Annotated in this window: 12 protein-coding genes and 1 riboswitch; of the genes, 7 read left to right on the top strand and 5 right to left on the bottom strand. The window is 41.1% G+C overall.

Annotation, left to right across the window (positions count from 1 at the left end; genetic code table 11):
- Positions 1–13: 13 nt before the first annotated feature.
- Both HQQ94_RS19810 and HQQ94_RS19805 read left to right on the top strand, forming a co-directional pair.
- Positions 14–892, top strand: coding sequence for a hypothetical protein (locus tag HQQ94_RS19810; RefSeq protein ID WP_173296040.1), 879 nt, complete (start codon positions 14–16; stop codon positions 890–892).
- Positions 893–1,307: 415 nt separating this feature from the next.
- Complete coding sequence (locus HQQ94_RS19805; protein ID WP_173296039.1) at positions 1,308–2,531, top strand: dicarboxylate/amino acid:cation symporter; 1,224 nt, start codon at positions 1,308–1,310, stop codon at positions 2,529–2,531.
- A 204-nt stretch (positions 2,532–2,735) separates the two neighbouring features.
- Here the strand turns inward: HQQ94_RS19805 and HQQ94_RS19800 are convergent, their stop codons facing one another.
- The gene (locus HQQ94_RS19800; protein WP_173296038.1) at positions 2,736–3,725 is read right to left on the bottom strand and encodes a class 1 fructose-bisphosphatase; all 990 of its coding nucleotides are present in this window, start codon (positions 3,723–3,725) and stop codon (positions 2,736–2,738) included.
- A gap of 291 nt (positions 3,726–4,016) precedes the next feature.
- Here HQQ94_RS19800 and HQQ94_RS19795 point away from each other — a divergent pair, with 291 nt between their 5' ends.
- On the top strand, positions 4,017–6,323 hold the full coding sequence (locus HQQ94_RS19795; protein ID WP_173296037.1) for a S9 family peptidase: 2,307 nt from the start codon (positions 4,017–4,019) through the stop codon (positions 6,321–6,323).
- 73 nt (positions 6,324–6,396) lie between these two features.
- Here HQQ94_RS19795 and arcA read toward each other — a convergent pair whose 3' ends face one another.
- Positions 6,397–7,116 (bottom strand): two-component system response regulator ArcA, encoded by a 720-nt coding sequence (gene arcA, locus HQQ94_RS19790; RefSeq protein WP_173296036.1) that lies wholly within the window; start codon positions 7,114–7,116, stop codon positions 6,397–6,399.
- An 885-nt stretch (positions 7,117–8,001) separates the two neighbouring features.
- A riboswitch (Lysine riboswitch) is annotated at positions 8,002–8,178 on the top strand.
- A 135-nt stretch (positions 8,179–8,313) separates the two neighbouring features.
- Here arcA and lysC point away from each other — a divergent pair.
- Both lysC and HQQ94_RS19780 read left to right on the top strand, forming a co-directional pair.
- On the top strand, positions 8,314–9,669 hold the full coding sequence (gene lysC / locus HQQ94_RS19785; protein WP_173296035.1) for a lysine-sensitive aspartokinase 3: 1,356 nt from the start codon (positions 8,314–8,316) through the stop codon (positions 9,667–9,669).
- A gap of 16 nt (positions 9,670–9,685) precedes the next feature.
- Positions 9,686–10,792, top strand: a complete 1,107-nt coding sequence (locus HQQ94_RS19780) for a succinylglutamate desuccinylase/aspartoacylase family protein (RefSeq protein WP_173296034.1) — start codon at positions 9,686–9,688, stop codon at positions 10,790–10,792.
- A 356-nt stretch (positions 10,793–11,148) separates the two neighbouring features.
- Here HQQ94_RS19780 and HQQ94_RS19775 read toward each other — a convergent pair whose 3' ends face one another.
- From HQQ94_RS19775 to rluA, 3 genes are all read right to left on the bottom strand, one after another.
- Positions 11,149–15,246, bottom strand: a complete 4,098-nt coding sequence (locus HQQ94_RS19775; protein ID WP_173296033.1) for a S8 family serine peptidase — start codon at positions 15,244–15,246, stop codon at positions 11,149–11,151.
- Positions 15,247–15,453: 207 nt separating this feature from the next.
- Positions 15,454–15,915, bottom strand: a complete 462-nt coding sequence (gene asnC, locus HQQ94_RS19770; protein ID WP_173296032.1) for a transcriptional regulator AsnC — start codon at positions 15,913–15,915, stop codon at positions 15,454–15,456.
- A 164-nt stretch (positions 15,916–16,079) separates the two neighbouring features.
- Positions 16,080–16,757, bottom strand: a complete 678-nt coding sequence (gene rluA, locus HQQ94_RS19765; protein ID WP_173296031.1) for a bifunctional tRNA pseudouridine(32) synthase/23S rRNA pseudouridine(746) synthase RluA — start codon at positions 16,755–16,757, stop codon at positions 16,080–16,082.
- A gap of 222 nt (positions 16,758–16,979) precedes the next feature.
- Here rluA and HQQ94_RS19760 point away from each other — a divergent pair, with 222 nt between their 5' ends.
- Positions 16,980–19,157, top strand: coding sequence for a winged helix-turn-helix domain-containing protein (locus tag HQQ94_RS19760; RefSeq protein ID WP_173296030.1), 2,178 nt, complete (start codon positions 16,980–16,982; stop codon positions 19,155–19,157).
- 235 nt (positions 19,158–19,392) lie between these two features.
- Complete coding sequence (locus HQQ94_RS19755; RefSeq protein WP_173296029.1) at positions 19,393–19,641, top strand: hypothetical protein; 249 nt, start codon at positions 19,393–19,395, stop codon at positions 19,639–19,641.
- Positions 19,642–20,465 lie beyond the last annotated feature (824 nt).

Raw genomic sequence — 20,465 nt, 5'->3', positions numbered from 1 at the left:
ACGGGGGATGATTTTGAAAGCAAAAATATTTAAGTCTACTCAAGATTTGCTGCGTGAGATGCCCACTGGAGGCAAAGTTAAAATTGATGACATAAAATATCTTAAAGTTTTACGTGATGAATATGGTTTTGGTACCGAAGATAAGGGTTATCTTAGCTTTACCTTTATGGATCGATTGTCATTGATAGAATCTGTCAGACTTAAGGATTGCTTAGATCTGTTAAGCCCCTATCCTGATAAAAAGAGCCGAGAGCATATTGCCAATACTCATAAAGACGAGAAGTTAAATAGCTACCCGGTGAGTCGTGATTTCGTGCTGATTAATACTCTTGATGATTTTAGACTCAATGGCGAGGTGTATACCAAATCACCTTTTACCTCGTTAGGGCTTTCGATAAAAGCGCATGAGATTATCTCCATCGAACATCGGCAGATAGTGTTGGTCGAAAACCTAACGCTTATGGCGAATCTAGCGTCATTAAAGATACCTAGCAGTTTAAAGGAGGCGTTGTGGATATATCGCGGCGATGTTCACGCTGGGCAGCAAACGGGGATGGCCTATGAGCTTTTTAGACGGTTTGACCATCATCAGTTGATTTGTTTTAGCGATTTAGATCCCGCAGGAATACAGATAGCCATGACCAGCGGTGCCCAGTATTGGCTCTCCCCACTAGAGTGCGAACAAGCGATTAAAATTAGGCAGAATAAACAGCTAGCAGGGGTTGAACAGGAGTGGTTTGATCAAAAAGGGGCAATCACCTATCTTGAGGCCAAAGCTCAACTGCCTAAACAATGCCAATTAGCATTCGACATAATGAAAACTCAGCACCATACGCTACAACAAGAACATATGTTGTCTCACGACTTAGCGTTAGATTTGTTTGAGTTATAAGCTAGGTTTTAGACGGTGTGAGTTAACGCTTGCGTATATCAATTAACCTTTGCAACTGCCCAATGTCACATTTTAAGTGCTTTAACTTCGTTTACATATTTTAGATGGCTCTTTATTTTATTTTTATGATGATTCATCTGTTATCCTTGTTTGGTTTACGTTTATTTTGTAAAACTTTGGTTTTTTATTGTCTTTGTATAATTAGTTAGGTTTTTGTTATTTATAGTTATTTAGTCTGGTTGTATTTATGTTGTCACTATCTTGATAGTGATAGACATTGAAATTACTCCTTGTTTGATTCACTATCTTTGTCAAAATAGAGTACTTCTTTTGGTGAAAAGGCATTAATACTCAATGTATTAGAGGTTAGTTTATTAAAAGTTGTTACAAGACGTACTAATTTGAAGGCAAGTAAATGACTAAATCACTTTCAACACGGATCTTTATTGGTCTGTTTTCCGGGTTAATTTTAGGTTCTATTATCCAATATTTTTTAAAAGATATTGGGTTTTTCTCAGGCACAATCGTTGAAATGTCAACGGGTGTTGGTACCATGTTCGTTAATATGATCATGATGCTAGTGGTCCCTTTGGTGTTTGTCAGTATTGTATGTGGGGTTTTAGAGCTTAAAGATTTGAAAAGTTTTGGCCGATTAGGTGGAAAAACCTTCGGTTTTTATATTATTAACACGCTTGTTGCTATCTTTGCGGCATTGGTTGTGGCGCTATTATTAGAGCCGGGACATGGCGTGGATATGTCTGGTGGCATTGATGCGCATATTGTTGCAACAGAATTACCTAACTTGGTGCAATTAGTGGTTAATATTGTGCCTAGTAATCCAGTCGCTGCGTTTACATCAGGTAATATGTTGCAAGTTATCTTCATGGCTTTGTTAGTCGGTGGCGTTATCAAGTCTCTTGGTGATGCAGTGCCTTTATTACAACAAGGTTTTCAGGAAAGTAATAAGTTGATGATGAAGCTGATTACTGTGGTGATGCAGCTTGCCCCTATTGGTGTGTTTGCTTTGATGCTAAAACTGGGAGCCACACTTGAGGCTGATATTTTTGCCAGTGTATTAGAATATTTGGTGGTTATTTTAGGCCTGTTAACTGCTTGGATATTTATCGTTTATCCAATTGCTGTTGGTGCCTTTACATCCGTTTCAGCCAAAGAATTCCGTGCTAAAACTCGCGAGCAAATTTTGTTTTCGCTTTCTACAGCGAGTTCAAATGCGACCATTCCAGTGACAATGAGAACCTTAACCGACAAGTTGGGTGTGAAGCGTTCTATTGCAGGTTTTGGTGTGCCGCTCGGTGCGACGATGAACATGGGCGGTGTATCTATCTACATCACCATTGCTATTTTCTTTGTGGCCAATGCCTTTGGTGCGCCGATTTCGACAGAACAGCTACCAGCGTTACTGTTCAGTATCTTCCTACTTTCAGTTGGGGCGGGTGGTGTACCAGGCGGTGGAATGGTGATGATAGGCGTGCTTATTCATCAAATGGGATTACCGATTGAAGCGTTTGCTATTGTTGCAGCGTTAGATAGGTTGATAGACATGGTATTGACCTCATGTAACGTAGTGGGTGACACCGCGGTGTTAACGATTGTCGATGCCACAGAGAAAGGTCGATAAGCGTCAGTAAAGGTCATTAGGAGACTGAGAATATCGTCTTAGTCGCTTGCTTATGCAGATGGCCAATTCTATCATCGTTATTGATAGACAAAGCGTCGTAAATAACGACGCTTTGTCCCTGTATGTTGTGAGATCTCTTTACTTTTTTTGATGTTTTGAGAAAAACTCAAATTAACGAAAGTCAATAGACCGTCAAGCTTGACATTAAACCAGTGGCTCTTTGCTGTAATCTAATCCATGGTAACTTAGGCATTCATCAACTTCGTTAGCGGATCCTAAGATCACGGCTACGCGCTGGTGGATCTCGCTTGGTTCAATGTCCATGATGTTCTCATAACCAGTTGACGCTTTACCACCTGCTTGCTCAACCAAGAAAGACATCGGATTAGCTTCATACATTAACCTGAGCTTATATGGCTTATGTGGATTTTTGTTATCTGTTGGGTAAGTGAAAATTCCCCCGCGTGATAGAACACGGTGGACATCACCGACCATGGCGGCAATCCAGCGCATGTTGAAGTTTTTCTCACGAGGCCCAATAGAACCGAGTAGCAGATCGCTGATGTATGTCTGCATAGGGGCTTCCCAGAAACGCTGATTAGACATATTGATAGCAAACTCACCAGTGTCTTTAGAGATGTTCATGGCGTCGTTGGTCAGTAGATACTCATTGGTGTCTGGATTTAGCGTAAATAGTTGAACACCTTGACCTGTGGTTAAGGCCAGCATAGTCGATGGGCCATACAAGACATAACCTGCAGCGACTTGTTTGCGTCCTGCTTGCAGAAAGCTCGCTTCACTGAGCTCACCACTGGGTGCTGGAAGTATCGAGAAAATCGTTCCAACCAAAGAGTTTATATCGATATTTGATGAGCCGTCGAGGGGATCGAAACACACTAGGTAGTGACCTTTATCACCGACTTCAACAATATAATCTTCTTCTTCAGATGCCAACCCGCGCACGGTATTGTCATCTTTTAGGCGTTCTTTGAGCATGTCATTGGTGATCACATCGAGCTTTTTTTGCGTTTCACCTTGAACATTCTCTTGCTCAGTTGCACCGAGTACACCGGCCAGTGCGCCATGGCGCACGGCATGGCTTATTGCTTTTGAGGTATTAGCTAAAGTGTGGATAAGCTGAGTCAGAGAGGCATCTACCTCTTGTGAAGCTAGATTTTGAGCCAAGGTTTGCATGTTATTTCCTATGACAAATTCAAGTATTGACTTGAGAGCGAACGAGTACAATAGCTCTTAAATAGAGATTTGCAGTTATTTAATAATATCCGCGCATCATACCTGAGAACGCGCCTTTTTTCAGCGTTGATTTTGGTTGGATGATAGAGCGTTGTTGTTTTATTTGATTTTCAGGCACAATGATATTCGACATTTACTGACAGTTGTCACTGCTCAATCGATAAGATAAGGCGCAGCGATGACCAATGAATATTAGAAAGATAACAATAGTAATAGTTCTAGGAAGTAACAATGACAATAAAATGGATCACCTCAGCCCTAATGGCGGTACCTATGCTAGTTTCAATCCCTGTGTCAGCCTCTCAATCTGTGAATACTCAGTTAAGCCAAAATCAAATGAATCTAGGTCTTATGGATAGTGAGACACAAGCGCTTTTATTGACAGCGGGTAAAACCCCCCTTCCAATTGAGCGTATGAATGCCTCACCTGCTTTAGCTGGTACTAGCCCTACGGGCTTAAAACTCTCTCCCGATGGCAAGAGAGTGACTTATTTAGCGGGGCGTAAAGACAAGCAGCATTTTTATGATTTATGGCAGATGGATGTGGCCTCTGGCAAGCAGTCTATCTTGCTTGATGCAGATAAGTTGAGCATAGGTGAGCTTTCCGATGAAGAGAAGGCGAGACGTGAGCGTCAACGGATCTATGGTCAAGGGATCATGGAATACTTTTGGTCTGAGGACAGTAAAGCATTATTAATTCCAGCATCTGGTGCGTTGTATTATTACTCATTAATCGACAATAAGGTGACATTACTGCCAACTGGTGAGGGTTTTGCTACCGATGCTAGATTGTCACCAAAAGGACATTTTGTGTCTTTTGTTCGAGATCAGAACCTTTTTATTCTTAATTTGAGTGACATGAAGCTAACGGCGATGACAAGTGATGGTGGTGGTGTTATTAAAAATGCCATGGCCGAGTTTGTTGCTCAAGAAGAGATGGGGCGTATGACTGGCTACTGGTGGGCTCCGGATGAGACTGCTATTGCTTATACCCGTATTGATGAGTCTGATGTTGAACTCGTGACCCGTAATGAGATTTATGCTGATGGCATAAAGTTAGTTGAACAGCGCTATCCTTATGCGGGGAAAAATAATGTAAAAATAGCATTAGGCGTTGTCAAACTCAGTGACAATAAGGTGGCATGGATTGACTTAGGTAAAGAACAAGATATCTATCTTCCTCGTGTAAAGTGGCTGCCGGATAGCCAACGACTATCTTACCAATGGCAAAGCCGTGATCAGCAGCAGCTCGACTTACGTATTGTTGATATTGATAATGTAAGCAGTAGTAAAAATATTGTTGCAGAGCGAAGTCAGGCCTGGATTAATCTCAATGATGATTTGTACTTTTTAAAGCAACAAAATAGCTTTATTTGGGGGTCTGAACGTAGTGGTTATAAACATCTATATTTAATCGGGTTAAATGGCAAAGTCATCACGCCATTAACCTCAGGCCAGTGGGTGGTTGACGAGGTTGAATTTGTCGATGAAAAAGCGGGGTGGATTTATTTCACTGGCCGTAAAGAAATGGTAGTAGAGAAGCACCTTTACCGTGTGTCATTAGCTGGAGGAGAAATTCAGGATGTTAGCAAACGGCGGGGTATGCATTCTATCGTGTTTGCTGATAATCAAGCCGTGTACCTAGATTATTTCAATAATGTGCTACAGCCACCTCAAGTGAGTTTACATGGAGATAAAGGCCAACATTTAGCTTGGGTTGAGCAGAATAAAGTAGATAAGAGTCATCCACTTTATCCTTACTTTGGTCTATGGCAAGTTCCTGAGTTTGGTCAAGTAAAGGCCGATGATGGTCAAGCGCTACAATATCGATTGTTTAAACCAACCGGTTTTAGTGAAGATAAAAAATATCCGGTTGTTGTTAGGGTGTACGGAGGTCCCCACGCTCAGACTGTGGTGAACAGTTGGAGTGAGAGTGACTACTTTACTCAGTATCTATTACAACAGGGTTTTATTGTGTTTCAACTGGACAATCGCGGTTCTGCTAATCGTGGAACTAAATTTGAGCATGTGATTTATCATCATCTCGGTGAGGCTGAAGTCAGTGATCAGAAAGTTGGCGTTGATTATTTAAGAAGTTTACCTTATGTGGATGCTGATAATATTGCTCTTTATGGTCACAGTTATGGTGGATATATGGCATTAATGGGGATATTTAAAGCCCCTGATTATTTCAAAGCGGCGATTGCTGGCTCTGCAGTGACTGATTGGTCATTATATGATACTTATTATACTGAGCGTTATTTAGGCCATCCTGATAAAAATAACAAAGGCTACGAAGCCAGTAGTGTCATGCCTTATGCGAAGCATTATCAGTCAGGGTTGTTGATGTACCATGGCATGGCGGATGATAATGTGTTGTTCGAAAATAGCACAAAAATGTATAAAGTCTTGCAGGATGAGGGTAAGCTATTTCAGATGATCGATTATCCTGGATCTAAGCATTCCATGCGTGGTGAAAAAATAAGAACCCATCTATATCGTTCGCTGGCGGATTTTCTTGAAAGAGAGCTGAAGTAATTTTACAGGGGATAATAACTAAAAAGCCAGTCATTAGACTGGCTTTTATCCGTAAAGAGCATAAGCGTGAGCTTTACGCCACTTCTAAATTACCACAAAAACGGTAACCTTCACCATGGATCGTTGCGATGATCTCAGGTGTATCAGATAAGCTTTCGAAATGCTTACGAATGCGACGTATTGTTACGTCCACTGTACGATCGTGTGGTTTAAGTTCACGACCTGTCATTTTCATAAGAAGATCGGCACGGCTTAATATTTTGCCTGGGTTTTCAACAAAATGCAGCATCGCGCGAAATTCACTACGTGGCAGTTTATATGACTCGCCTTGTGGACTAACTAAAGAACGGCTGTTTATCTCAAGACTCCAACCATTGAAACGATAATATTCAACAGTACTTTTTTCTTCAGACTCAATACCTGTGCTATTAACGCGAGTTAATAAGTTACGAGCACGGATTGTTAGTTCACGTGGATTGAAAGGTTTAGTGATGTAATCATCAGCACCTATCTCTAGACCTAGAATCTTGTCAACTTCGTTATCTCTGCCTGTTAGGAAAATAAGACCGATATTGTTTATTTCACGAAGTTCACGTGCTAACAAAAGACCATTTTTACCAGGAAGATTAATGTCCATAACGACTAAGTTAATCTTGTTTTCCTGCATGGCTTTATGCATTTCAGCGCCATCATTGGCTTCAGTTACCACATATCCTTCGGCTTCGAAAATACTTCGTAGTGTGTTCCGGGTAACGGCTTCATCTTCTACGATCAGAATGTGCGGATTTTGCATATTAATTTACCTAATTTATTCAATTCTGTTCTGTTCTAAAAGCGTACGTGACTTGTAACGCTCGAGCTCGTCATGATGACTATTTACTGTGCTAGTAAGTGCTTCCAAATCTGGACTGATATATAACAATACACTTCTACTAGCTAACGCATGCGCTCCTCATTCAATAGAAGCGCGGACTACATTCACTTCGATTAATAATAGTGGAATTTAGTTCCCCACGATAATAAATAAAAATAAAAATTAAATGCGAAATGTTATTTGGTTCACATCTTTATGCAGTCAAACTGACTGATTCTTTATCAGTGTTAGATACTAGGCTAACAAAAAAGTCACTATATTTTAGCAATGACCAGTGAACCAAGTATAGCTATTGTACTCGTTTTAGGCATTTGTTAACAAATGAAATGTTAACAAATAAACTCTTTGCCGTGATCTGTGTCACATTTGTTTTTCTAACTTATTGATTTTAAATAAAAGTGAAAATTCAAAAAGAGTGACCTAGATCACAAAAAACAAGCTTCCACTTCGACTGAACACAATATTATTGAAGATAACAGGGAGATATGATGTCAATGAGCGTGTTGATTAACCGCTTTTATGAGGGTTATCAAGATACACGTTTGCAGCTCAATTGTACGCTTTTTGCTGAACTGCTGTTTGCTATCATTACTACGCATTGCCCATGAGGGCTGTTTCTTTGTGTATGCCAACATCGTCTTTTTGATAGGAAGCTTCAATAATAGTGCTGTAAAACGGTAACGACCTTATCGTTGACTGGTAGGCGAATCTTTAATGATGATTATTTATTTAGTCATTGACTTGTTTACTCTGAATTTGATACTTTTCTAATGTTAACCATGTTTGTTTTTATACGGCAAGGTAATGTGCAGAAGAGGAGCGTTAGCTAGGTAGTAAGCTGTAGGAGTCCAAACTCTAATGATGGCTTATGAGGGAGATTAACGCCGAGGTATTGATGTTTTTTGGTATAACACAATATCGGTCGATTAGGCTGAATCCAATCGATTGTCACCGTTTTATTGGTGGAGAGCTTCTGGTGATGATATCTGTTTCCCTTCTATGGGGTGCGTAATCTTTGCACCAGGCTCTTCGAACGTAGTGTGTTCGGAGCGTGATAATGTTAATGTTCAAAAATAATTTTTCTTACCTGTGTCTACTTCCTGTGGAGGCAGTTTAATGTCCTTAATTGTTGCCAAGTTTGGCGGTACATCGGTTGCCGATCACAGTGCCATGAGTCGCTGTGCCGATATTATTATCGCGAACCCCAATACTCGCGTTGTGGTAGTGAGTGCATCTAGCGGTGTGACAAATTTACTTGTTGAGTTAACTCAAGAAAATATCAGTGATGAACGTAGTAAACAGCTCATTAAGCAAATTGCTCATATTCAATATAAAATTTTAGACGATCTTGGCAATCCGCAGGAAGTGGCAGCCAGATTGGATGCCGTGTTAAGCCGTATTACCTCCTTAAGTGAATCGTTAAATTGCCATAGAAGCAAAGCGACGATAGATGAACTATTAGCTCAAGGAGAGCAATGCTCGTCAGCCCTTTTTGCTGCAGTATTGAGAGAGAAAGGTAACACAGCGAGTGCCTTCGATGTGCGTCAGATCATGCGTACCGATAGCCATTTTGGGCGTGCTGAACCCCAAATTGCAACCATTGCTCATCTTGCAACCGAACATCTTGCTCCTTTACTTACTTCACAAATTATTGTTACTCAAGGGTTTATTGGTGCCGATGAGTTAGGTGCAACGACTACGTTAGGGCGTGGTGGCAGTGATTATTCTGCGGCATTACTAGCAGAAGCACTCAAAGCTACAGCGGTGGAAATTTGGACTGATGTGGCAGGTATTTATACTACCGATCCTCGTCTTGCGCCTGAGGCGAGACCGATTGCTGAGATCAGTTTTAACGAAGCGGCTGAGATGGCGACGTTTGGGGCTAAAGTATTACACCCTGCCACTATTTTACCTGCGGTAAGACAAAAAATTCAGGTATTTGTTGGATCAAGTTGGGAGCCTGAACGTGGCGGGACTTGGATACGTCATCAAGTTGAAGATGTTCCTGTGTATCGAGCCGTTGCTGTTCGTCGAGATCAAACTTTACTCAATCTTCATAGTTTGCAGATGCTCCACGCTCAAGGTTTTCTTGCCGAAACTTTCGCCACTCTTGCGCGGCATAAAATCAGTGTCGATTTGATCACGACTTCAGAGGTTAATGTTTCTTTAACGTTAGATAAAACCGGATCCGATTCAGCTGGCAATGGTTTATTGAGTGAAGCGCTGTTACAAGAATTGTCGCAACATTGTCGAGTGAGAGTTGAAGACGGTTTGGCTTTAATTGCCATTGTTGGCAATAGAATTGCTTCTACAGCTGGGGTTTGTCGCCGTGTGTTTGAGGTGCTAGAACCTCATAATGTGAGGATGATATGCCAAGGGGCCAGCCCACATAATTTATGTGTATTGGTGGCGGAAGCTGAAGCGGCTCAAGTGGTCAGCGCATTGCATAAAAACCTATTTGAAACTGAATGACATTAAAGGATAGATAATGCGTGTTTTCCAAGAGTCGTTAAAAATAGGCGAGCTGGCGACAGGTCAAGACCTAACTATACCGATATTTAAGCTTAAAGCTTTGCATGCAAGTGGGCCGAGTGTATATATTCAGGCCAATGTTCATGGGGCAGAAGTGCAGGGAAATGCGGTTATCTATCAGCTCATGAAGCGACTTGAACAATACAATATTTGCGGTGATATTACCTTGGTTCCTTTGGCTAACCCCCTAGGGATTAATCAAAAAAGTGGTGAGTTTACCTTAGGCCGTTTCGATCCTATCACTGGGGTCAATTGGAATCGTGAATATTTAGCACATGATATCGATCTTGTGGATTGGTATCAGAACAATAAAACACTTAACGATACTGATTTAATTCACGCCTATAAAAAATGTTTGCTCGAGTCGTGTCAATCACGTTTACAAAGTGAGTGGGGGATCACTACCGGTCATCAGCAAGCGGTTATGTTGCAATCGATGGCCCACCAAGCCGATATTGTGTTGGATCTGCATACTGGTCCTAAATCATGCAAACATCTCTACTGCCCGCAATACGACGTTCAAGCAGCATCCTACTTCTCTATTCCTTATACCTTGCTTATCCCTAATGATTTTGGTGGGGCGATGGATGAATCTATTTTTTGTCCCTGGTGGCAGCTGAGTGAACATATGAAATCAACAGGGCGAGAGATGGATGTGCCTGTTTCAGCTTTTACGCTTGAGCTTGGCTCTCAAGAAAATATTCATCTTGAAGATGCGTTGGCCGATGCGATGGGTATCCTAGCTTATTTGAGTCATCGAGGAGTGATTGCAGAGAAAGTAGAGCCTGTGGATATGCCACGTTATGCTTGTCACTTAACAGATTATAAAAAATACCACTCACCTCTTGGCGGGATGGTTGAATATTTAGCTAAAGTTGGTGAGCCTTTAGCTGCCAAAGAGCCTTTGGCCAATATTCTGCGTATTGACCTCTATGGAACAGACAAAGCGTTAACCCAGCTTAGCCTGAATCAAGATTGTGTGCCCATTCTTCACTTTGCGTCGGCTTCAGTATATCAAGGCACCGAGCTTTATAAGGTGATGACGAATGTGTTTGAAATATAGCTAACCACATTTTTTATTCTTCGATTAGGTTGTATTACGTTTGTTTGTTTATCTTTCATGGTTGCCTTTGTAAGGCATTATTTTTTATACAAGACAGGACTTGTGTCGTCTAGTTATTCTACACCAACAAGTGACAACGTAGTAGAAAGGGTCAACAAACCTTGCCTATGGCTCATCTCAATGGCTTTCTTGCTGTACTACCTCATCGCCCGACGCCTTACACTAAACTCATTGGGGTTGATCAAAGTTTAAGCTCAAAATGTAAAGAGACCCTAGTCTTAAAATAGAGAAAACCATGAAGAGAAAAGGGAGCAGATGAGGCTCCCTTTTCATTTATAGTTTGTTAAACCTCAACATTAATGCTTACGACGACGTACCATTGCAAATGGTAGAAGAAGCATAGTTAACCAACCTAGAGATCCGCCAGAATGGCGAGTACTGCTACCAGTATTGTCTGGGTTACCAGTATTGTCTGGGTTACCAGTATTGTCTGGGTTACCAGTATTGTCTGGGTTGCCAGTATTGTCTGGGTTACCAGTATTGTCTGGGTTGCCAGTATTGTCTGGGTTACCAGTATTGTCTGGGTTGCCAGTATTGTCTGGGTTACCAGTATTGTCTGGGTTACCAGTACTGTCAGTATTATCAGGGCTGTCAGGAGTGGTTTCTTTAACCGTTGATGATATTTTCACACTTTCTGTAAGGCTGCTTGATTTTCCATCAGTTGCAACAACAGAGAAAGTCAGAACCTCCGCTCCTGTGGGAGCCGTAAAGTTAATGCTTGCACCATTATTGATAGAATTGAACGCGACGTTTGTACCGTGATTTTGAGTCCAAGTATAAGTTAGCTCATCACCGTCAACATCAGTTCCATTAGCATTCACGGTTACAGATGTATTCTCTACCACGGTGACATTTGTAGGGCTAACAACAGGAGCATCGTTCACATTAGTCACATTAACATTCACCGTTGCGGCATTACCTGTGTTTCCATCAGCATCTTCAGAGGTATAAGTGAAGCTATCTTTGCCAAAAAAATCTTTGTTTGGAAGGTAGACAATCTGCCCTTCAGAATTAATCGTAGCGGTACCATTTATCGGTGTAGTAGCAATTTTTATGTTGCCTAAGTTATCAGTTGGCATGATGTCAATCAAACGTTGGGCATTAGCGGTTATACCATCACCAGTAATAGATGCTTTAGCCACTTTTTGATCCGCTTTGGTATCATTAGCTAATACATCAAGCAAAATACTCTCTTCTTCTACTGCTTCGACTACATCATTTTGGCCAGCATTTAGTTCAGTTGTTTTGACGATATAGCTAATTTCAACACGACCTGCAGCGGTCGAATTAAGCGCGATTGAATCACCACTGCTTACCCTAGCTCCTTGACCATTAAAGTAGAGTGTTGTTCCTACAGAGCCATTGTCGTTTTCTGCGCCAATGGTTAGTTTATTAGGCATGTTTGGCACGTCTATATAGTTAAATAATACTAACTCTTCATCACCTGTTTTAATCCAAATACTAAAGGTATATTGAGTGTTAGTGTCATCCTTGTATAGCTGTGCATCTTTCCACTCAAGTACAAGCCAAACCGTTCCATCAGCGCCAGTAACTTCGGCGACAGCCATATCTCCACCACCAGTATCTGTGCCCGATGTGTCTGAAAGATCAAAGTCTGACCAGAATGGTGCCATGATATTGTTAGGGAGTGAATCACTCGGTAATTCTTTATTTGCATAAGAATTAGGTGTCTCTCCGCCACCCACGACTGCTAAACCATTAGCATTTATGGTAATACTGTCATAAGTATTATCGTGGTATTTAAATGATGAAAGGTTCTTCAAGGTTATCGCAGTGTCATCACAACCATCGTTACAAACCAAAGGTATTGTTCCTGACTTGATGATGCTCGGGAAACTCTTGCTATTTTTGATAAAAGACATTTTAGGTAAATTCATTTTACCGACCCAAGTGATTAGGCCTAATTTTTCATTGATGTCAAAACCATTTTGTTGAGCACCATTCATAGAGACATTAACATCGTCTGTAGAAGTTAATGTTGTTCCTTCGGGTGCTTTGGCTGTCATTGTGACTGTATTTTCGAAAATAAAGTTGTTAACTATAGCCTTAATTGGAAATGCATCACTTGCTTTAATATCAGTGGCAGTGGTCATTGTAGAAATCAGTGATGAGTCACTCGATTCTTTGGCCATGATAGCTAAAGGTAGGTGTGCATCTTGCCTGCCTTCATTGCTCTTAATCATTACGTTACCAAAGATCCAAGCACCATATTCAGAGAAAGCAGAATCCACAACAACGGTAAACTCAGCGGAATCACCGGGTGCTAGCTCAAGAGTTGATGGGTAAACACTAACCCCAGCACTTTCAGATGATGCAGAAAGGGTCCATGAAGTTGTATCTTCGCTCTTGTTATAGACTGTACGAGTGAAAGTACAAGACCCCACGCATAAGTCAGAAGCCACCGATGGCTTATCAAATGTTAACACGGCTTTAGCGGCAGCGTCGAGATCCATGCGACCTGCGCCCATAGCAAAAGGTGATGCAGGTGTTATAGCATCGTCATCAAGCACACCATCCATATGTGCAGTAGAGGTCAATGCCGTTTTAATGTCATTTGCAGACCATTTAGGGTGTAATTGTCGCATTAGGGCGGCAGCACCTGCAACATGAGGACTGGCCATACTCGTGCCGGAAATTATCTTGAAATTTTCTCCACCATCATCAGGTGAAAAAGCAGATAAAATATTAGTACCTGGTGCGGCTAAGTCTGGTTTGAGAATATTCCCATTACCATTTGGCCCTCTGGAGCTTGATGAATTGATTAAATCAGTAAACGACTTAGAGACCACACGTTGTACTTCTTTTGCAATGGCCCCAATGGTGACTTCTTCACCTAATGATTCAATAACAGCAGTGCCATCAGCGTTAGAAATCATTACGGATGGCAAGATTGCGTCAGGCATAAACATACTGGTCGGTGCACCTGCGTTGCTGTTATAAACAACCATGGCTTTAGCGCCAGCAGTTTCTGCGTTAGCCGCTTTAATCGAGAAGGTACATGAACCGCGTGATATTAGCGCGATGCTATCTTTAAAAGAATTATCAGGAAAAGCAGAGCAACCTTGGTAATTTTCAGCATCTAGATTAACAGCGGCTATGATTGGGGCATTAATATCTGCCGTTAGAGCGTTGTTATTTGCTTCTATAGCCAGAAGGTCATCTGCGCCGGCATTGAATGAGTTGGCAAAGAACCTACCTGTTGTGCTGTTAGCAACAGATATGCCGGACTCTATGCATGCCGGACAACCTATCGTTTTAGCACCGTTGCCATCATTTCCTGCTGCGGTGACAACAATGACTCCAGCCGCTTCAGCCGCTTCAAACATCGTCTTATAAGGACTGCTGGCTGGATCTTCACCTGGTCCTCCACCCCATGAGTTGTTGATAATGTCAGCCCCATCATTAACTGCATGTTCTAACGCTTCCATTAACATAATGTTACTACCAGTTCCTCCAGAGCAATCCGCTTTAGAATAAAGTGTTTTGTATGCCATTAAGTATGCGGCTGGTGCAACTCCAGATAGTTCAACTTCTATATCTTTAAATATCGTTGTCACTCTATTACCAACAGCTGTGCCTGCGACGTGAGTTCCATGCCCACCGAAACCAAGTGGACTCATGTATTCATCTTTACAGACTGGTGACGTTGGTGCTGACCAACGTGCGACAATAAGCTTATCGTTACAGAAACTCGCATCGACAGTAGAGCAGTAGTCATCTGTTGGCATATTTGTTGTTGGTTTAGCAAAGCCTTCACCTGAGAACATGGGGTTTTCTGGGCGAATACCACCATCAATCACCGCCACCCTTATGCCTTTCCCCGCGTTTTCCATGCCAGATACAGCTTGCCACATTGCAGCTTTATTGATTACATTATGCGAAGCATCCATGTTTGCTTCATACATGGTCTCAGGGTAAACAGACTTTACACCTGGCATCGCTAAGATTTTTTCGAGTGACAATCCTTGTCCGACAAGTGTTACCCCGTTAAATAGGGTTTTAAAGTTACGTTCAACTTTAGCGTTAGAAGCCATTTTCGATAGAGATGATTTAAAGGCTTGTTGCTCATTGTGCAGATGACTTGCGTAATGTTTAGCGTGGGCGGATTGAGTATCAACGCGTTGACCTTTCTTTACTGGTGCAGTAGCTGAATAACTTAGTATGCCACCTTGGTATTTAGCAATGGCTGGCGATTCTAGCTCAACAATAAATCGTTGTGGTGATGAAATCTTTAAATTTGATACTTGGTTTTTTTTATAAGCGTTTACAGACGTAATTTCTGGAGAGAATTTATTCACAGTAAATTCACTGCTTGCCATAGCAGTACTAGATACCAGTGCGGCTGTTACAGCTATCGATAGTTTTGTTCTCACAACTTCTTCCTTGTCAACTAAATGCATAGCACTTTGAGTGCTATACTATTGTTATAATTATATGTTTGTATTTTTTGTTGTTACTATGATGTTTCAAAGTATCTTGTAACACAAAAGCTTCACATAATTAATATTTTTATAGAGGTAAGTTGTATTTATATTTTTTGAGTCTAGATCAGAGAGGAAACGCTTTACTTAATGTTGACTTTATGGTTTAACGGCTCTCACGATTGGATTTTGAAGGCTGATTAGGGTTTCCGTTGATTGAATTTCATCAATCGATTGAATGCGATTAATCAGCACATGCTGTAAGCCATCGATGGATTGGCACATGACTTTGACAAATATGCTGTAATTGCCAGTTGTGTAGTAGGCTTCGACGACTTCTTCTAACGCATTGAGTTTAGAGATCGCGGCGGGGTAATCACCAGCACTTTTTAAATTGATGCCGATAAAGCAACATACGTCATAACCTAGGGCGCGAGGATCGACGGTAATTTGAGCGCCAGTGATGATCCCTGCTTGCTTCATCTTTTCAACGCGTACATGTATGGTGCCTGCACTCACGCTAAAGCGTTTAGCTAATTCGGCAAACGGTGTTCTTGCCTCGCTCATTAATGCAGATAAAATTTGATTGTCGAGTTGATCTCTTTGATATGATGCATCCATAGTAAACAGCTTAATAAATTAAATATTGACCATTAACTTACTCAACTAATTAGTAAATAGCCATTAAAAAGTGATAATTGTTAGCTAATCTATATATAAATCTAAAAATTAATCATTCATATTTAGGTTGAATTGCGTACACACATTACGGTTTTATTAGCGGATTATTGCTCTGGATCAGGCTCGATAAAACTAGCTTGACTAGTAAAGCTGAGTTCTTTTCCTGAGTAGGGCTGTTTAATGGTTAATGCTTGTGCATGTAGCAGCAATCGACTGGCTAAAGATTTAGCGAGCGGATCGGCATAAAAATTATCGCCTAATATTGGATGCCCTATGGAGAGCATATGGACGCGTAATTGATGAGAACGCCCCGTGATTGGGGTGAGTTTAACTAAGGTTGAGCGTGCCGCTTTGCTGATAACCTCATAATGGGTCAGTGAAGGTTTACCTAGCAAATGGTCGACTTTTTGTTTTGGGCGGTTGGGCCAGTCACAGATAAGTGGCAGCTCAACAGTGCCGGTAGTGTGCTTTATATGGCCAGCAACGCGCGCGTAGTAGGTTTTCTTGGTTTCCCTATCCCTAAATTGCCTTTTTAACTCTTTTTCGGCATTACGTCTAAGTGCTAATACAATCACACCAGATGTCGCCATGTCGAGCCTGTGAACGACTTGTGCGTTCGGATATTCAGCCAAGACACGAGCGTAAACACTGTCTTTGTGGGCTGGATCTCGGCCAGGGACAGAGAGTAAACCTGACGGTTTATCAATAACGATAATGTCCTTATCTTGATAAAGAATGTCAAGCCAAGGGAGTGTGGGGGGGCAGTAGATAAAATCAGACATGAAGAGTGCCTCAGTAAAAATGCGCTGCCAAGATACCTGTTTGAGGGAAGGATGGGCAAGTAAAAATCAATAATCTTGTTACTCAGTTAACGGTAATGAAGAAATTTAATATTAATTACATTGATTTAAGTCTCGTATCTTGTTCTAATTTAAGGTGTTTACCTGTACTTTCGACTTGCAGGTGGTTATGTCTATTTATCAAGCTAATAAAACGGACCATTCATGTTAAAGCAAAATCGGTATCGATTGGCAGATAGAGTCGTCGATCCAGGCCAATGCACCATTCTCAATCAAGATAATGTACTCAAAGTCGAGTTGCGGGCTATGCAGGTGCTATTGTGCCTGATAAACCACGCAGGTGAACCGGTTAGTCGGGATATGTTGCTCAATGAAGTCTGGTCAGGCGGTGAAGTGTCCGATAACGCCATAAATCGCATTATTGGGCTATTACGTAATCAATTAGGTGATAATGCTAAGAAGCCAAGCTTCATCAAAACCTTACCTAAAATAGGCTATATATTAATCGCGCCTGTCACCTTAATTCAAGAGGTGACCAAACACGAAAAATTTATCACTGAAGTGATTGCCGGATCTGAGCTTAATACGCCTGAGCATAAACGCCACGTCTTGAAACGAAATGTGTTTGCCACCTTATACCAGCATGCCGGTAAAGCAGGCTTATTGCTGACGGTACTCTTGTGTTTATTGTTATTTAGCGTGTATCAATTTGGCCACACACCTATAGAGCCCAAAGGGGTTATCGATACTCAGCTGACCCGTTTGACGTACACTGATAACCAAAAACTCTCTCCGGTGCTGTCACCTGACGGCAAGTACTTAAGCTTTGCTAGGCGTGAGTTAGGTGCAAAAAACTGGCATATCACATTAATGGATCTAACATCCCGTGAAATAACATTACTGAACGATCCGCTCGACAGCCAAGGCTACCCCGCCTTTAGCCCAGATGGCAGTCAATTGGCCTACCTGTCGTTTAATCTCGCTGGCGGTTGTCAAATCAATCGAGTGAGTTTACATCAAGGTCAGTTTGGTGAGATAAGTAAGGTAACCGATTGTCAAAGTATGATTCAAAGTACGGGGATTGCCTGGCACCCTTCGGGTAAGAGTATTTATTATACCGACCAAGATCAGCAAAAAAATTATTTGAGTGAGAGAATGGTGTTTTCTGTCGATATTAATGGCGCCAATAAAAAGCAGCTCAGTCAGCCTTACTCGATTGGTACAGGGGATTATACTTTAAGCCTGTCACCAAACGGGCGTTATATCGCAGTGGTGAGAGACGCGCGCTGGTATCAGGTGCAAATGATGCTGTTGTCACTCGATACCGGTAACTGGCAAGAGTTGTTTACCCTCGATTTAGGTTTATACTCAGTGGCCTGGAGCGGGGACAGTGAGTCACTCATTTACCGCGCTGAAAATGCCCAGTTAACGCGTTATAATATTGAGTTGCACACTCACACTCAGTTAACCAATATATTGCAACCGATTATCTCACCGATTTCAAATCAAAATGGTGATACTGTGGCGGTGTTGGGTAAATTGTTTGATGCTGAGGTGTGGCGATTAGCCTCACCTTTTAAGGTTAAGCAAGTTGAAAGAGTGGAAGATGGTGAGCAAGCATTCAACTTTTCTCGCTTTATCGCCTCCAATGGCACTGATGCGCGCCCAGCGATTAGTTTAGATGGCAAATATGTAGTTTTTATCTCCACCCGCACCGGTACGCCGCAAGTGTGGTTAAAACCCAAAAGAGGCCCTGAGGTGCAACTGACCCATTTTACCGATATCAGCTTTATACGGGATATTCATTTTTCTGCCGATGGCACCCAGATATTGGGGCGAAATAACCGCCAAGCTTTTATTTATAATATTGAGAGCGCTACAATTCACAATATTGATATTCAAGGTGAGCATCAAGTGTTTGGTGTGTCCTGGGGGCCAGATAAGCATACAATTATAGCGACATTTGATAGTTTAGGTAAACCTTCACTGAGGTTAGTTGATATTAACTCGGGGAAAGTATTTGAGGTTTTAGTTGAGGGGGTTGATTATGGTCAGTTTTCTAATACTGGGCAGCTATATTTTACTAAAAGGTTGAAAAATGGTCTGTGGACGTTGCAAAATGGTGAAGTAAAACTGGTTCAACCAGAGTTTAATGTTATGACTGACATGTCATGGATGTTAGTTGGTGATTATGCTTATAACTTAGCCTATCGTGGCGGTAGTACCGTTATCGACCGTGTGAAGCTAGATACTGGAGAGGTGGTGAGTATTAATGCCCTTAAGGGTAAAAAAACCCTTTCGATTGCCGTGGATGGTGAGGAAAATATGTATTTGGGGGTATATCATGAGAGCAATACTAACATTGTTAAGCTCGATGAGTAGGCTTGATGACAGCTAAAAGCGTTTTCTGATAACATTTAAATTATTTAAAGTATTGAAATTTAAAGTGATTTATTTCATCACTTTTTTATGCTGCATTTAAGGCTGTTAGCGAGTAGTTTACTAGCCAGTGAAATAGCCAGTGAGACAAGCTAATGGTGATAAAACCATTTTATACCTTATACCTTATAAATAGGTATTAAGGTGCGAGTCAATGAATCAAGGATAAAATATAAAAATGAAAACTCCAACAATGAGTTTGTTGTTAAAAACTGCTTTAGTGTGCACTGTGGCGACTTTTGCTGCGACAGCTGTCAATGATACCGCTGTGAGACACATGGGGAGTCAATTTGTTTTAGAGAAAAATCCAAATCAAACTAAATATGACGAGTCTGAGCAGGAAGAGAATACAGAAGAGGAAATAAGAACTCTAGGCTGTGGCTCATGGCCTTGTAATCAAGAGAGAATCGCTATGATGATGGGTTAATGTTACATGTTTAAGCATGTGCTCAAACTGAGCACATGCTTGATATTTTTATATCCAGATATTGGCTTGTTAATGGGAAGTGATAATTTCAGCTGTTATTATAATCATTTCCTAGCAACCTTGCTTCCCCGATAGCCATGCTCTCATTAAACCCGCCATCATCATTCCTTTTTGTCTGATTAGCTAAGTTATTATTGTAACTGCTATTGTTGCCTATGATGATTTTTGATATTAAAGGGCATCAAAATTAAGCAGTGTTTAGATTGAGGGATATGAGTCATCAAATACTGCAGCTAGCCACTGGAACAATACAATCAGTGTTATCATTGCATTCATCTTTTGTTTCTTACCGCGGCCTTTGGCTGGGGGTATTTTTGAATTACTCGATAATGTTATGCACTAACCAATCGGTATTGAATCTTGTGGCTGTTGCACCAGATTGATGCTCGCCCGATGGTATCCCATATTTGTTATGGCCATACTTGATAAAATAACATATTTGTAATGACTATCAGTGTTTAGGTTCAGTGTTTAGATTGATAAAAATCATTAAGTAAATGAGAAGTAACAATAAAGATAGTTTTTTGGTTTTTTATAATCTATTGAAAGTAAAGGGAATCATCTTTTCATCATGTTATTATTATGACCTGAGATAATCTAAAGTTGTAAATTTGTGGTCAGACAGGTTAACTCGGTAAGTTTAGCAATTAGCTTAACTTTTAATTCAAACTTTACCCTGGGTTTTACCGCTATTTTTAACAACACCAAAGGAATAGTTGCAGTATTTTGTCGGTCATATATCTCATTGTCTGGTCCACAGTTGA

This window comes from Shewanella sp. VB17 (assembly GCF_013248905.1).
GTDB lineage: Bacteria > Pseudomonadota > Gammaproteobacteria > Enterobacterales > Shewanellaceae > Shewanella.
Note: the sequence above shows the minus strand (reverse complement) of the source record. Positions and strands in the feature narration are given on the sequence as shown.

Coding starts and splice junctions, on each gene's coding strand:
- HQQ94_RS19805 (WP_173296039.1), top strand. CDS start 1,308: ATGACTAAATCACTTTCAACACGGATCTTTATTGGTCTGTTTTCCGGG.
- HQQ94_RS19800 (WP_173296038.1), bottom strand. CDS start 3,725: ATGCAAACCTTGGCTCAAAATCTAGCTTCACAAGAGGTAGATGCCTCT.
- HQQ94_RS19795 (WP_173296037.1), top strand. CDS start 4,017: ATGACAATAAAATGGATCACCTCAGCCCTAATGGCGGTACCTATGCTA.
- arcA (WP_173296036.1), bottom strand. CDS start 7,116: ATGCAAAATCCGCACATTCTGATCGTAGAAGATGAAGCCGTTACCCGG.
- lysC (WP_173296035.1), top strand. CDS start 8,314: ATGTCCTTAATTGTTGCCAAGTTTGGCGGTACATCGGTTGCCGATCAC.
- HQQ94_RS19780 (WP_173296034.1), top strand. CDS start 9,686: ATGCGTGTTTTCCAAGAGTCGTTAAAAATAGGCGAGCTGGCGACAGGT.
- asnC (WP_173296032.1), bottom strand. CDS start 15,915: ATGGATGCATCATATCAAAGAGATCAACTCGACAATCAAATTTTATCT.
- rluA (WP_173296031.1), bottom strand. CDS start 16,757: ATGTCTGATTTTATCTACTGCCCCCCCACACTCCCTTGGCTTGACATT.
- HQQ94_RS19760 (WP_173296030.1), top strand. CDS start 16,980: ATGTTAAAGCAAAATCGGTATCGATTGGCAGATAGAGTCGTCGATCCA.
- HQQ94_RS19755 (WP_173296029.1), top strand. CDS start 19,393: ATGAAAACTCCAACAATGAGTTTGTTGTTAAAAACTGCTTTAGTGTGC.